We start from the raw sequence: 14,077 nt of genomic DNA, 5'->3' as shown, positions 1-14,077 counted from the left end.
ATGCAGCTATCCGCCTTGCAGCCTCATGGGAGCACACTGAAATGGCCCAGGAACTCTATACCCGCACCAATCAGAAACTGTTTTTTGCCGGTCTCGCCCTGGAATCCATGGCCAAGGCCGAACAAAGCCAGGCCATGAATGCCCAGGGCCTGGTCCAGGCCGAGCGCGAGTCGGCGCTGTTCCATCTGTATGGTGCGCTGCTGGGGCTGTGCCATGAAATTGGTGGCTTCTACCGCTTGCCGGTGGTTGCAGGGGTCGAGCAAGCCCTGGCTGACGACGCCCTGAGCGGCATCGCCATTCCGGAAGTGGCAGAGTTGCTGGAATTGGCTCGCCAGCGTGAAACGTGGCTGGCGCAAATGCTCGGTGCTTATGCCGATTTGTTCCGACCACCGGTCGCCAGGAAAGCGCCGAAAACCGACGTTACCCAACCCCTGATTCAAGCGGTCAATCTCGATGAACCTGAGCCTGCAGCGCTGTCGCGTGCCGAGCTGGAAAGCTGGCGCAACAACCTCAAGGGCTTGGTGAGACGTTTCCGCGACGCGTTGAGTGAGTGCTGATAGCCGCAGCGGCTGGTACAATAACGGCCTTTCGCGGAGAACTGCCATCTATGTCTACGTCTTTTCTGGAAATTGTCGAGTTGCCTGATGGCCGCATCGAACTGCGTCGCGCCGAGGATGAGGGCTCTCTGGTAACCCTGGATTTCTCGGAAGACGCCAAGGTGTTCCTGCAGGGGCAGCATGTGGAAGTGGCCAAGGCCATGCTCAGTGTGGGCGTGCAGATGGCCGGTCGCCTGATGGATGGCGAGCTCGAGCGTGATGAAGGGCCGCGCGTGCTGCACTGAGGGTGCAGCGGCGTATCAAGCTTTTTGAATTACCAGGCAAAGCCTGGACATCAGCCGAGGCGGATGTTCAGGCTTTGTGCGTTTCCGGTGCTGGCTGCGCGCAGAAGTTGCTGGCGTGAGGTGGCGTTGACGTTGCCCAGCCAGCTGACCACGGTGTGACTGAGGCCAAGGCGCAAAGCTTCGCAGGCCAGTTGCAGTGGGCTTTGATTGCTGCGGGGTTGCAGCAGCAGAATACGTTCACGGTTGAGCCCAGCATCGCGTAACCAGGCCTGTGTCAGGCTCGATGGCGGAGCGATCAGGGTCAGCCAGCGGGCCTCATCTTCTTCGCTCAGCTCGCGCAGGACGGGTGCCAGCAGGCTTTGGCAGTGCTCTGGGGCACCGCGTAGCGACAATTCGCTGAAGAGGTCCGGCTGGCTGCTCTTGCGTGCCAGTTCACTGGCTTTCAGGCCAGGTAGCACGGGTTGGGCGAGGAATGCTTCGAACAGGGGCAACTGGGCTTGCTCGGGTGCGTGAATGAACTGCTGCATGACGCCTCCTGGATCAGCGGCGAATGACGCCGACGCTCAAGCCCTCGATCACCAGCTCCTGTTCTTTCAGGTCGACTTCGATGGGGGCGAATTCGGGGTTTTCGGCAAGCAGCCAGACCTTGCTGCCTTCGCGCTTGAAGCGCTTGACGGTGACTTCGTCGCCGATGCGCGCTACCACGATTTGGCCGTTACGCGCTTCGCGGCAGGTGTGTACCGCCAGCAGGTCGCCATCGAAGATGCCGACGTCCTTCATGCTCATGCCGTGTACGCGCAGCAAATAGTCGGCCTGGGGGTGGAAGAAGGCAGGGTTGATGTTGCAGGATTGCTCGATGTGCTGTTCGGCAAGAATCGGCGCGCCAGCAGCAACCCGGCCGATGATCGGCAGGCCGCTTTCTTCGGCTTTGGTTTCCAGGCCAGGAATGCGGATGCCGCGCGAGGCGCCTGGCGTCATTTCGATCGCGCCCTTGCGGGCGAGGGCCTTGAGGTGCTCCTCGGCGGCGTTGGGCGATTTGAAACCCAGCTCCTGAGCGATTTCGGCGCGGGTCGGCGGGAAGCCGTTGTCTTCCAGGCAGCGCTTGATGAACGCGAGAATTTCGGCTTGGCGTGGCGTCAGTTTCAACATGGTGAGCGCTCTGTCTTTTTGTACAGTGACTGGAATTATATACAGTACTGGATGCGCTGCAAGCCAAAAGGCGCAATAAACAGTACAGGTGGCGCTTGCAGCCGGGCGTCTGGCACTTTTAAATGGCGACCGCCCGGTCACCGAGCCTTGACAGAAGCAGGGCTGAAACGTATGTTTCAAACACTTGTTTGTCTGGCGGAGTAGTCGGAGTAGTCATGGCCCAATCGGAAACCGTTGAACGCATTCTCGATGCTGCCGAGCAGCTGTTCGCGGAAAGGGGGTTCGCCGAAACCTCGTTGCGGCTGATTACCAGCAAGGCCGGGGTCAACCTGGCGGCCGTCAACTATCACTTCGGCTCCAAGAAGGCACTGATTCAGGCGGTGTTCTCGCGCTTCCTCGGCCCGTTCTGCACCAGCCTCGAGCGTGAGCTGGAGCGGCGCCAGGCCAAGCCGGAGCACAAGCCGACCCTCGAAGAACTGCTGGAAATGCTGGTAGAGCAGGCGTTGGCCGTGCAGCCGCGCAGCAACAACGACCTGTCGATCTTCATGCGCCTGCTGGGCCTGGCGTTCAGCCAGAGCCAGGGCCACCTGCGGCGTTATCTGGAAGACATGTACGGCAAGGTGTTTCGCCGCTACATGCTGCTGGTCAACGAGGCTGCGCCACGCATTCCGCCACTGGAGCTGTTCTGGCGCGTCCACTTCATGCTTGGTGCTGCGGCCTTCAGCATGTCCGGTATCAAGGCCCTGCGGGCGATTGCCGAGACCGACTTTGGCATCAACACCTCGATCGAGCAGGTGATGCGCCTGATGGTGCCGTTCCTGGCCGCAGGCATGCGCGCCGACAGCGGTGTCACCGACGATGCCATGGCCACTGCGCAGTTGCGCCCGCGCACCAAGATCAGTAGCGCCACAGCCAAGGCCTGAAGGCTGGGCGAGGCAGGGCGCTTCGGCTAAGCTAGCGCTCATGCCCGATCTCGATCTGCTGCACATCTCCCTTGCTGATCAATGCCTGTACGGTTTTGCCCGTGGCCAGCTGCGCGTGCGTGTGCCGGTTTCCACGGCGCGCAACGGTGCCGGTGAGCGCAATGGTTCAGGCTGCACGCCGCGTGGCATGCATCAGGTGCGGGCGAAGATTGGCGCGGGGCTGCCGCTGAATGCGGTATTGGTCGGGCGGCGCTGGACTGGAGAGGTGTGGTCGCCGGAGTTGCATGCGAAAAATCCAGATCGCGACTGGATCCTCACTCGCATCCTCTGGCTCAGCGGCTGCGAACCCGGTGTCAACCGCCTGGGCGCGGTCGATACGTTTCGCCGCTATATCTACCTGCACGGCACCCCTGACACGGAACCCATGGGCATAGCGTTGTCCCATGGCTGCATACGCCTGCGCAACACCGACTTGCTAAGCCTGTTCGAGCGGGTGCCGGCCCATTGCCCGGTACGTATCGAGCAAGCCGCCTGCCCCCAGTGGGCGTCTCTGAAGTTTTCAATGAAGGATTACCCATGACCGTCAGCCTGCAAGGCTCCCTGATGGTGGATATCGCCGGTAAATGGCTGACCGCCGAAGACCGTCACCTGTTGCGTCAGCCCGAAGTGGCTGGCCTGATCATCTTTGCCCGCAACATCGACAGCCCGCGTCAGGTGCGCGAGTTGTGCGCGTCGATCCGCGCTATTCGCCCCGAGCTGATCCTGGCGGTGGACCAGGAAGGTGGCCGCGTACAGCGCCTGCGCCAGGGCTTTGTGCGGCTGCCAGCCATGCGCGCGCTGGCCGACAATGACAATGCCGAATACCTGGCCGAGCAGTGTGGCTGGCTGATGGCGACCGAGGTATTGGCGGTTGGCCTGGACCTCAGTTTTGCCCCTGTGCTCGACCTGGATCACCAGCGTAGTGCCGTGGTTGGCAGCCGAGCCTTCGAGGGGGACCCGCTGCGTGCCACGCAACTGGCCGGGGCGTTCATTCGTGGTATGAATGCGGCCGGCATGGCGGCCTGTGGCAAGCACTTCCCTGGGCACGGCTGGGCCGAGGCGGACTCGCATGTGGCGATCCCTACCGATGAGCGCAGCCTGGAGCAACTGCGCCAGGCCGACCTGGTGCCGTTCACCCGCCTGAGCGGGCAGTTGGCGGCAGTGATGCCGGCGCATGTCATCTACCCGCAGGTCGATAACCAGCCAGCTGGCTTCTCGCGGCGTTGGCTGCAGGACATCCTGCGTGGTGAGCTGGGCTTTGACGGGGTGATTTTCAGCGATGATCTGTCGATGGCCGGTGCGCATGTGGTGGGGGACGCGGCCAGTCGTATCGAGGCGGCGTTGAGCGCCGGCTGTGACATGGGCCTGGTATGCAATGACCGGGCGGCGGCAGAGCTGGCGCTGAGTGCGGCACAGCGCATGAAGGTCAAGCCGTCGCCGCGGATTGCGCGCATGCGCGGGCAAGGGTTTGCGCGGACCGATTACCGTCAGCAGCCGCGCTGGCTGGAGGCATTGGGTGCGTTGAAGGACGCTCAGCTGGTCGATTGATCGCGCTGGCCTCTTCGCGGGCACGCTCGCGAAGAGGCCGGTACAGGCAGCAGAAGGTGCGGCCTCAACGCCCGCGCTTTCCAGGCAGCGGCGCAAACAGTGCCTCGATTTCTTCGTCGCCAAGCCGCCACTGCCCGGCTTGGCCGCCGTCCAGCAAGCTGGCCGCCAGCGCCGCCTTTTCCTGCTGCAACAGCTGAATCTTCTCTTCCACCGTCCCCCGGGTAATCAGCTTGAACACGAACACCGGCTTGTCCTGGCCAATGCGGTAGGCGCGGTCGGTGGCCTGGTTTTCGCTGGCCGGGTTCCACCAGGGGTCGAAGTGGATCACGGTGTCCGCAGCTGTCAGGTTCAAGCCCACGCCCCCCGCCTTGAGGCTGATCAGGAACACTTCGCTGTCACCCTGCTGAAACTGCCGCACGGGTGTGCGACGGTCGCGCGTGTCGCCGGTCAGCAAGCTGTAGCGGATCTTGCGCTTTTCCAGCTCCTGTTCGATCAGCGCCAGCATCGAGGTGAACTGCGAGAACAACAGCACGCGGCGGCCTTCGCTGAGCAGCTCTTCGAGCATTTCCAGCAGTGCACCCAGCTTGCCCTTGTCGGCCTGGTTGCCTTTGCTTTCCACGCCCTTGACCAGGCGCAGGTCGCAGCATACCTGGCGCAGCTTGAGCAGCGCGTCGAGGATGACGATCTGGCTGCGTGCGGCGCCATTGCGGGCAATTTCGTCGCGGACCTTCTGGTCCATGGCCACGCGCACGGCCTCGTAGGTATCGCGCTGGGCGTCGCTGAGTTCGACCCAGTGCACCATCTCGGTCTTGGCCGGTAGCTCGGTGGCCACCTGTTCCTTGGTGCGGCGCAGCAGGAACGGGCGGATGCGGCTGGCCAGGTGGGCCATGCGCTCGCTGTCGCCGTGGCGCTCGATCGGCGTGCGGTAGTCCTGGTTGAAGCGTTTGAGGTCGCCCAGCCAGCCGGGCATCAAGAAGTGGAAGATCGACCACAGCTCGCCCAGGTTGTTTTCCATCGGCGTACCGGTCAGGCACAGGCGCTGGCCGGCCTGCAGCTCGCAGGCGGCGAGGGCGGCCTTGCTGGTGCTGCTCTTGATGTTCTGCGCCTCGTCCAGTACCAGGACGTGCCAGGCCTGCGTGCGCAGGTGTTCGAGGTCGCGTGGCATCAGGGCGTAGGTGGTCAGGACCAGATCGTACTCATGCAGCGTGGCAAAATGCTTGCTGCGCCCCGGCCCATGCAGTGCCAGTACGCGCAGATCGGGGGCGAAGCGCTGGGCTTCGTCGAGCCAGTTGGGTATCAGGCTGGTGGGCATGACCGCCAGTGCCGGTGTACTCAAGCGCCCGGATTCTTTCTCCAGCAGCAAGTGGGCCAAGGCCTGCAGGGTCTTGCCCAGGCCCATGTCGTCGCCCAGGATGCCACCGGTGCCCATCTCGCGAAGGGCCTGCAACCAGTTCAGGCCTTGTTGCTGGTAGGGGCGCATGCTGGCCTGCAGCCCTGTCGGTGGTTCAACCTGCAAATCACGGGCATCGCGCAGGCGCCGGCCCAGGTCGCGAACGTGCTCGCCGCCTTCCCATTGCAGGGGCAGGCCTTCGATTTCGTTCAGGCGCGCGGCGTCGGCACGTTCCATGCGCAGGGACGGGCCGGTTGTGTGTTCGTGCAGGTAGAGCTCGCCCAGGGTGGCCATGACCGCTTTGACGCGGCCATACGGGAGGGCGACGCGCAGGGCCGGGCTGTCCAGGCGACCACGGTTGAGGTCGATCAGCAGGTGCTCGTCGTCACTGCGCCGGGCCAGTTCGCTGGGGCGCAGCAGCTCTGGGCTGCTGCGTAGCAGTTGCAACACGATCGGCAGCAGGCTGTGACGCTGGCCATCGACCACAATGCCAAGCTCCAGGTCGAACCATTCATGGCCGGGCGCCTCGTCGATGCTCGCATACCAGTCGTCCACCTCCTGCAGGTTGAAGGCGAAGTCGCGCTGGACGTCTATGTTCCAACCGGCTTGGCGCAAGCGCGGCAGGCCTTCGCGGGCGAAACGCAGCCAGGCCTCGTCGTCGGGCAGCTGGAACATTTCGCCGGCGCTGTCGGGCAGCGCCTTGCTCTGCCGGGTGGCGGCCTTGAAGCCCAGGTCGCGTAACACCTTGCGCAGGGCCTGTTCGGCTTGCGGCTGGCGGCGGATGCGCTGGCTGGTGTTGCCGACCAGGCGGGTCAGCGGCTTTTCGTCGTTACCGCTGGTACGCAGGTCGTCGTAGTCGAATGCCAGCGCGGCACGGTGTTGCAGTTGTCGCTGCATACGGCCGGTCTTGGGCATGTAGGCGCTGAATTCGAGGCTGCCCAGCGTCAGTCGCCCGTTTGGCGTGATGTCTTCGATATGTTCGGTGCTCACCGCAGTGGGCGTGGGGACGTGACGGTTCAAGGCGTTCAATCGGTGACTCAAGGGGATGACCAGATGCTCCGGCACGATGGGCGCGCGCGCAAGCTGGCTGGCAATGAAGGGGTCGAGGTCGTGGCGCAGTTTGCCGGTCAAATGCCGCTGTCGGTCGACATAGTGCATGGGCTCGATGGGCACTGCCCGCAACTGCTGGTGATCATCGTGGTACCAGGCGCCACGGTAGCTGCCATTGTCCAGCCTGACCCAGCGAAACTCGGCATGCAGCTCCGGCCCAGGGGACAGTGGCGCCAAGTCGTCCTCAAATAGCAGGCGACCGGTGGCCAGGGCATAGCTGTAGAGCTCCCCGCCCTGCTTGCCTTCCAGTTGCGCCATGGGCGTAGTGGTTTCGCTGCGCGAATCAATCAGGCGCAAAAGCCGCGCATCGTCTTCTGTGACGTAGCGAGGTGTGTAGTAGAGCATTTCGGGCATCGATGTGATGCGACCGATCTTCAAGGTGTCGTCTGCCTGTCGGTTGCCCTTGATCGGCTCGAGTCGCCAGACGCCGTGATCCACGTGAATGCGGTAATAGATTGCCGGGCCTTTGCGTGCTGGCCCTTGAGGCGATGCAGGTTGGGAGGGGGACTCAAGGGTTTGCACCCACAGGTTGAGGTCCGGTGGCAGCGACAGGGCGGATTGTTCATGGGGGCCTGCGGCGTCGAGGCCGTCCTGCAATTGCAGCAGCGCCGCGACGCAGTGTTTGCAGTTGAGCCCAACTGGGCAGCTGCAGCGCCCAAATACCCGCAGGTCCCCGTAGTTAACGACCAGCCGGATGTTCTGCTGGTAGGTCTCGCCTGTGGAGCCCTTGCAGATGGCTTCGATCGTTGCGCCGTGCAGCGACAGGATGCGTGCTCGCTCTTGCGCAGCATAGCTGCGGCCTCGTGCCATCGTGCCGGCTTCGATGAAGTCGACCCACCCCGGATAGGCCCTCAGCAGTTGCTGCGCATCGCCATCGCTCACATCACTGCTCCATCATCTCCGGGTCCATCACCGGCATTTTCGGCGTGCCCGGCGGTGTCACCTTCAGCAGCACCGCCAGGTGCCCACCGTCGAGGAAGGTCAGCTGGCCGCCCTTGACGTTGCTGTTGCTCTGCTTGAACTGCTCGCTTTGCAGTACGTTGCCGTTGCTGTCCAGCTGGTTGACCCAGAAGTTGGCCTCGACCGCGATGAAGCGGCCTTCAGCGACGCTGAGGTTGCCCTCGATAGGGAAGTGGCCGAACCGCTCGGCGCCTTCGCCCAGCGCGATGCGGCTGGGCTCGCTGCCTACTTGCTGTTGCCAGGCCTTGTGCAGCAGCACGGTGTAGTCGGCGGTGGCTTCCAGGCGGGTGGCTTCGTCTTCCAGCGCCAGGCGGCGTTCGGCGTCTTTTGCCAGGCGCGGGGCGCCGGCGCTCCAGTCTTCGGGGGCGAACGGGCTGGTGAAGGCGGGCACACTGTTCTGCCGCACCAGAATCATTTCTACCTGATACAGGCCTTCGGCGAAGGCAGCTGGGGCGAACAGCGCCAGCAGCAAGGTCAGGCAACGGATGGCACGCATGGGTCTTCCTTAGGCAGGCTGTGGGGTCAGGCGCTCGAACAGCGCCTCCAGGGTATTGAAGCGTTCGTCGGGGCGTTCCATCGGCACCAGGAAACGGAACTGGGTAGCACCTTCGAACTTGTATCGTTTGGGCTGGCCCTGGATCAGCTTGATCAGGGTCAGCGGGTCGACCGGGGTTTCGGCTTCGAACTCGAGCTTGCCGCCATTGGGGCCGGCATCGACTTTCTTGATGCCGAGCTTTTCCGCGTGCAGCTTGAGCGAAGTCAGGCGCATCAGGTTCTTGGTTGGCTCGGGCAGCAAGCCGAAGCGGTCGATCATCTCGACCTGCAGGTCCTTGAGGCCTTCCTCGTCGGCAGCCGAGGCGATGCGTTTGTACAGGATCAGCCGCGCATGCACGTCGGGCAGGTAGTCCTCGGGGATCAGCGCCGGCAGGCGCAGGTTGATCTCCGGGCCGCCGCCCAGTGGTTGTTCAAGGTTTGGCTGGGTGCCTTTACGGATTGCCTTGACCGCGCGCTCGAGCATTTCCATGTACAGGGTGAAGCCCACGGCCTGGATCTGCCCGCTCTGGCCTTCGCCCAGCAGCTCGCCGGCACCGCGGATTTCCAGGTCGTTGGTGGCCAGCACAAAGCCCGCGCCCAGGTCCTGGGTGTTGGCGATGGCTTCCAGGCGCTTTTCGGCGTCGGCACTGACCTTCTGCCGGGTCGGCGTGAGCAGGTAGGCGTAGGCCTGGTGGTGGCTACGGCCAACTCGGCCGCGCAGCTGGTGCAACTGGGCCAGGCCGAACTTGTCGGCACGTTCGATGACGATGGTGTTGGCGCTGGGCACGTCGATGCCGGTTTCGATGATGGTCGAGGCTACCAGCACGTTGAAGCGCTTGTGGTAGAAGTCGCTCATCACCTGTTCCAGCTCGCGTTCGCGCATTTGCCCATGGCCAATGCCGATGCGTGCCTCGGGCACCAGCTCGGCGAGGTCGGCGGCGCATTTTTCGATGGTTTTCACATCGTTGTGCAGGTAGTAAACCTGGCCGCCGCGCAGCAACTCACGCAGCAGCGCTTCCTTCACCGTGCTCTTGTTCTGCTCCATGACGAAGGTGCGCACGGACAGGCGGCGCGCCGGCGGCGTGGCGATGATGGACAGGTCGCGCATGCCCGCCACAGCCATGTTCAGCGTGCGCGGAATCGGCGTGGCGGTCAGGGTGAGAATGTCGACCTCGCTGCGCAGGGCCTTGAGCTGTTCCTTCTGGCGCACGCCAAAGCGGTGTTCTTCGTCGATGATGGCCAGGCCCAGGTCCTTGAAGCGCACATCGTCCTGCAGCAGCTTGTGGGTGCCGATGAGAATGTCGATCTTGCCTTCGGCAAGGTCGGCGGCAGCGGCGGCCACTTCCTTGGCCGACTTGAAGCGGCTCATCACCTCCACCGTCACCGGCCAGTCGGCGAAGCGGTCGCGGAAGCTGTTGTAGTGCTGCTGGGCCAAAAGGGTGGTGGGCACCAGTACGGCCACCTGGCGGCCGCTGTGCACGGCGATGAATGCCGCGCGCATGGCCACTTCGGTCTTGCCGAAGCCCACATCGCCGCAGACCAGGCGGTCCATCGGCTTGGGCGCCAGCATGTCGGCACGCACGGCTTCGATGGCGGCCTGTTGGTCCGGGGTTTCCTCGAACGGGAAGCCAGCGCTGAAGGTGGCGTAGTCGGCTGACGGGTCGGCAAATGCATAGCCCTTGCGTGCGGCGCGACGGGCATAGATGTCGAGCAGCTCGGCGGCCACGTCGCGCACCTGTTCGGCGGCTTTTCGCTTGGCTTTCTGCCAGGCCTCCGAGCCCAGCCGGTGCAGCGGTGCCAACGCATCGTCGCTGCCGGTGTAGCGGGCGATCAGGTGCAGGTTGGCCACTGGCACGTACAGCTTGGCGTTCTCGGCGTATTCCAAGGTGAGAAATTCGGCGGCCTGGCCGTCGATTTCCAGCGTGGCCAGGCCCAGGTAGCGACCAACGCCATGGTCGATGTGCACCACCGGTGCGCCTTCGCGCAGCTCGGTGAGGTTCTTGATGACTGCATCGTTGGCGGTTTCGCCACGTTTGTCACGGCGCCGGCGTTGCATCACCCGCTGGCCGAACAGCGGGCTTTCGGCGACCAGGGCCAGGCCTGGGTCGTCCAGCAGCAGGCCGTCGTCCAGCGGCGCGATGGTGATTGCCAGGCGCTCGCTGCCGGTAACGAAGTCGTCCCAGCCGTCGACGGTATGCGGGCGCAGCTTCAGCCGCTCGAGCAGCTCCAGCAGCACTTCACGGCGCCCCGCCGATTCGGCGGTGAACAGCACGCGGCCGGGGAACTGGTCGAGGAAGTTGGCCAGCTCGGCCAGCGGCTGGTTGGCCTTGGCTTCGATGGCCAGGTTGGGTAGCGCGCGTGCCGGAAAGCGTTCGCGACCCACACCTGGGTCGAGGTCTTCGCTGCTGACCACCACCCGAGGCCATTGTTTGAGCTGGGCGAAGCAGTCCTCCACCGGCAGGAACAGTTCGGCCGGTGGCAGCAGCGGCCGGCTGAGGTCGCCACGGCGGTCTTCATAGCGCCCACGCACGTCGTTCCAGAAGTGTTCGGCGGCCTGTTCCACGCCAGGCAGCGAGAACACCTGGGTGTCGGCCGGCAGGTAGTCGAACAGGGTCGAAGTTTCTTCGAAGAACAGCGGCAGGTAGTACTCGATGCCAGCGGGAATAATGCCGCTGGCCAGGTCCTGGAAGATCGCGCTGCGGCGGAAATCGACATCGAAGCGCTCGCGAAAGCGTGCCTTGAAGCGGGTCACTTCCTCTTTCTGCATCGGGAATTCACGCGCCGGCAGCAGGCGTACCGAATCCACCTTGTCGATCGAGCGTTGGGTCTCGGGGTCGAAGGTGCGCAGCGTCTCGATCTCGTCATCGAACAGGTCGATGCGGTAGGGCAGCTTGCTGCCCATCGGGAACAGGTCGATCAGCGCGCCGCGCACGGCGAACTCGCCATGCTCGTAGACGGTGTCGACGCAGCGATAGCCGCTGGCCTCCAGGCGCGTGCGCATCTGTTCCACATCGATGGTCTGGCCCACATCCAGCACCAGGCTGCTGCCCAGCAGGAAGCGCGTGGGTGCCAGGCGGTGCAGGGCGGTGGTGATCGGCACCACGAGGATGCCGTGGCTCAGTTCCGGCAGGCGGTACAGGCTGGCGATGCGCTGGGAAATGATGTCCTGGTGCGGCGAGAACAGGTCGTAGGGCAGGGTTTCCCAATCGGGGAACGGCAGCACCGGCAGGTCCGGGGCGAAGAAGCGCAGCTCCTGCTCCAGACGGTCGGCGGCCTGGCTGTCGGCTGTCAGCAGCAGGGTGAAGCGGCCAGCGCTGGTGGCGGCCTCGGCGATGGCAAGGCTGAGGGCGGCACCGGGCAGGTTGCCCCAGGTTTGTTTGCCGGCCGTGGCCGACATGTGCGGAAGGCGCAGAACTGACACGGGAGATTGCACTCCAAGCGTTGCGGCAAAGAGACCGATTGTACCGGTGACGGTGCCGGCTGTCAGGCTCGAAAGGGCGTGAACGCTGGCTTGCGTCACTGCGACAGGCGCTCATTGCCGGTTCTGCGTTGGGGCGTCATAATGTAGCCCCTTTTTTCTGTCCCTACATGTGGAAGGTTCCCGTGACTCAGAAGCCCGACCAGTGTCTTGGTGAGTGGATTGATCGTGAAGCTCTGGCTGAAGCGATGATCCCGCTTATCGGTCAGCTCTACCGCAACAACAACGTGGTGAGCTCGATTTATGGCCGTAGCCTGATCAACCGTTCGGTTATCTCGATCCTCAAGGCGCACCGCTTTGCGCGTCATCGTCAAACCGACGAAACCGAACTGTCCGTCCACGAGACATTCCCCCTGCTCAAAGCCATGAGCGAGCTGAAACTGGGCGCCGCTTCGGTCGACCTGGGCAAGCTGGCCAACAAGTTCAAGCAGGAAGGCAATGGCCGCACTGCCGAGCAGTTCGTCCGTGAAGAGCTGGCCGACGTGGTTGGCCAGCAGAACGCTTCGGCGCGCAAAGGCACCGACGTCGTGCTGTACGGCTTCGGCCGCATCGGCCGCCTGCTGGCGCGCATCCTGATCGAGAAGACCGGTGGCGGCGACGGCCTGCGCCTGCGTGCCATCGTCGTGCGCAAAGGCGCCGAGAACGACCTGGTCAAGCGTGCCAGCCTGCTGCGCCGTGACTCGGTGCACGGCCCGTTCGATGGCACCATCACCATCGATGAAGCCAACAACACCATCACCGCCAACGGCAACCTGATCCAGGTTATCTACGCCAAGAGCCCGAGCGAAGTCGACTACACCCAGTACGGCATCGACAACGCGCTGATCGTCGACAACACCGGCGTATGGCGTGATGCCGACGGCCTGGGCCAGCACCTGGCCTGCCCGGGCGCTGCCCGCGTGATCCTCACCGCACCTGGCAAGGGCGCGCTGAAGAACATCGTGCATGGCATCAACCACGGTGACATCGCTGCCGATGACAAGATCATCTCGGCTGCTTCGTGCACCACCAACGCCATCGTGCCGGTGCTCAAGGCCATCAACGACCAGTACGGTATCGTTAACGGCCACGTCGAAACCGTTCACTCGTTCACCAACGACCAGAACCTGATCGACAACTTCCACAAGGGCAGCCGCCGTGGCCGTGCCGCGCCGCTGAACATGGTCATCACCGAAACCGGCGCCGCCACCGCTGCTGCCAAGGCTCTGCCAGTGCTGAAGGGCAAGCTGACCGGCAATGCCATTCGCGTACCGACGCCGAACGTTTCGATGGCCATCCTGAACCTGAACCTGGAAAAGGCCACGACTCGCGACGAGATCAACGAGTACCTGCGCCAGACCGCCATGCACTCGGAACTGCACAAGCAGATCGACTACGTGGCCTCGCAGGAAGTGGTTTCGACCGACTTCGTGGGCTCGCGCCACGCCGGTGTGGTTGACGCAGAGGCGACCATCGCCAACGACAACCGCGTTGTCCTGTACGTGTGGTACGACAACGAATTCGGTTACAGCTGCCAGGTGGTTCGTGTGATGGAAGACATGGCCGGTGTGAACCCGCCAGCGTTTCCACGCTGATTCGCTTGTAAGGCAATAAAAAAACGGGAACCTTCGGGTTCCCGTTTTTTTTGCCTGGAGTAAGTTGTGTGGCGCCTGTGAGATCGGGCGCCGCCCGCGCGGCGCTCGATATGTGCCACACCACAAAACTCAAGCCAAGCACCCAGGAACCGAATTTTTGCGCACAGCCTTACTGTTCATCTTCCTGCTGCTCACCGCCTGCAACCAAGGCCCCACCCTGGAGCGCCTGGGCGGCCCGACCATGGGCAGCAGCTACAGCATCCAATACGTCCGCGAGCCCGGCGGCCCGGCGCCGGCCCAGGTGCAGGCAGCGGTCGAAGCCATCCTGAGCGACATCGACCAGCACTATTCGACCTATCGCGGTGACTCCGTCGTCAGCCTTTTCAACCAGTTACCGGCCAATCAGTGCCTGGCCCTGCCGCCCGACATGCTCGAACTGGTAGCCCTTGGCCAACAGCTGGCCGAGCAGAGCGAAGGCGCCTTCGACCTCACCGTCGAGCCGCTGCTCGACCTGTGGGGCTTTGGCCCCCA

General features: G+C 63.6%; 12 protein-coding genes. 7 read left to right on the top strand and 5 right to left on the bottom strand.

The window, feature by feature from the left end:
* The first annotated feature begins 41 nt into the window (after positions 1-41).
* Positions 42-557 (top strand): DUF6586 family protein, encoded by a 516-nt coding sequence (locus APH42_RS20075; protein WP_012271346.1) that lies wholly within the window; start codon positions 42-44, stop codon positions 555-557.
* A gap of 50 nt (positions 558-607) precedes the next feature.
* Positions 608-841, top strand: a complete 234-nt coding sequence (locus APH42_RS20070; RefSeq protein WP_003248777.1) for a hypothetical protein — start codon at positions 608-610, stop codon at positions 839-841.
* A 50-nt stretch (positions 842-891) separates the two neighbouring features.
* On the opposite strand, the gene sulA is transcribed toward APH42_RS20070, so the two are convergent.
* Positions 892-1,368 carry an SOS-induced cell division inhibitor SulA gene (gene sulA / locus APH42_RS20065; protein ID WP_012271347.1) on the bottom strand — a complete coding sequence of 159 codons (477 nt, stop codon included), beginning with the start codon at positions 1,366-1,368 and terminating at the stop codon, positions 892-894.
* A 13-nt stretch (positions 1,369-1,381) separates the two neighbouring features.
* On the bottom strand, positions 1,382-1,990 hold the full coding sequence (gene lexA / locus APH42_RS20060) for a transcriptional repressor LexA (RefSeq protein WP_012271348.1): 609 nt from the start codon (positions 1,988-1,990) through the stop codon (positions 1,382-1,384).
* A 215-nt stretch (positions 1,991-2,205) separates the two neighbouring features.
* Here lexA and APH42_RS20055 point away from each other — a divergent pair, with 215 nt between their 5' ends.
* From APH42_RS20055 to nagZ, 3 genes are read left to right on the top strand one after another with little or no spacing between them, the layout of a single operon-like run.
* Complete coding sequence (locus APH42_RS20055) at positions 2,206-2,913, top strand: TetR/AcrR family transcriptional regulator (protein WP_012271349.1); 708 nt, start codon at positions 2,206-2,208, stop codon at positions 2,911-2,913.
* A gap of 40 nt (positions 2,914-2,953) precedes the next feature.
* Positions 2,954-3,493 (top strand): L,D-transpeptidase, encoded by a 540-nt coding sequence (locus tag APH42_RS20050; RefSeq protein ID WP_060494074.1) that lies wholly within the window; start codon positions 2,954-2,956, stop codon positions 3,491-3,493.
* Between the two features lie 8 nt (positions 3,494-3,501).
* On the top strand, positions 3,502-4,500 hold the full coding sequence (gene nagZ, locus APH42_RS20045; protein WP_177335381.1) for a beta-N-acetylhexosaminidase: 999 nt from the start codon (positions 3,502-3,504) through the stop codon (positions 4,498-4,500).
* Between the two features lie 64 nt (positions 4,501-4,564).
* Here the strand turns inward: nagZ and APH42_RS29395 are convergent, their stop codons facing one another.
* The 3 genes from APH42_RS29395 to mfd are packed head-to-tail and all read right to left on the bottom strand — an operon-like array spanning position 4,565 to position 11,915.
* A complete protein-coding gene (locus tag APH42_RS29395; RefSeq protein WP_082421434.1) occupies positions 4,565-7,882 on the bottom strand; it encodes a DEAD/DEAH box helicase in 3,318 nt (1,105 codons plus the stop codon).
* 1 nt (position 7,883) lies between these two features.
* On the bottom strand, positions 7,884-8,456 hold the full coding sequence (locus APH42_RS20035; protein ID WP_012271353.1) for a CsiV family protein: 573 nt from the start codon (positions 8,454-8,456) through the stop codon (positions 7,884-7,886).
* Positions 8,457-8,465: 9 nt separating this feature from the next.
* Complete coding sequence (mfd, locus tag APH42_RS20030) at positions 8,466-11,915, bottom strand: transcription-repair coupling factor (protein WP_060494072.1); 3,450 nt, start codon at positions 11,913-11,915, stop codon at positions 8,466-8,468.
* Positions 11,916-12,082: 167 nt separating this feature from the next.
* Between mfd and APH42_RS20025 the strand changes: the two genes are divergently transcribed.
* Positions 12,083-13,546, top strand: a complete 1,464-nt coding sequence (locus APH42_RS20025; protein WP_012271355.1) for a glyceraldehyde-3-phosphate dehydrogenase — start codon at positions 12,083-12,085, stop codon at positions 13,544-13,546.
* Positions 13,547-13,703: 157 nt separating this feature from the next.
* A partial coding sequence (locus tag APH42_RS20020) for an FAD:protein FMN transferase (RefSeq protein WP_177336866.1) occupies positions 13,704-14,077 on the top strand: 374 nt, incomplete at its 3' end.

Origin of the sequence: Pseudomonas sp. NBRC 111140 (assembly GCF_001320885.1) — a bacterium.
Taxonomy (GTDB): Bacteria; Pseudomonadota; Gammaproteobacteria; order Pseudomonadales; family Pseudomonadaceae; genus Aquipseudomonas; species Aquipseudomonas putida_P.
This window is presented reverse-complemented; position numbering and strand designations above follow the sequence as displayed.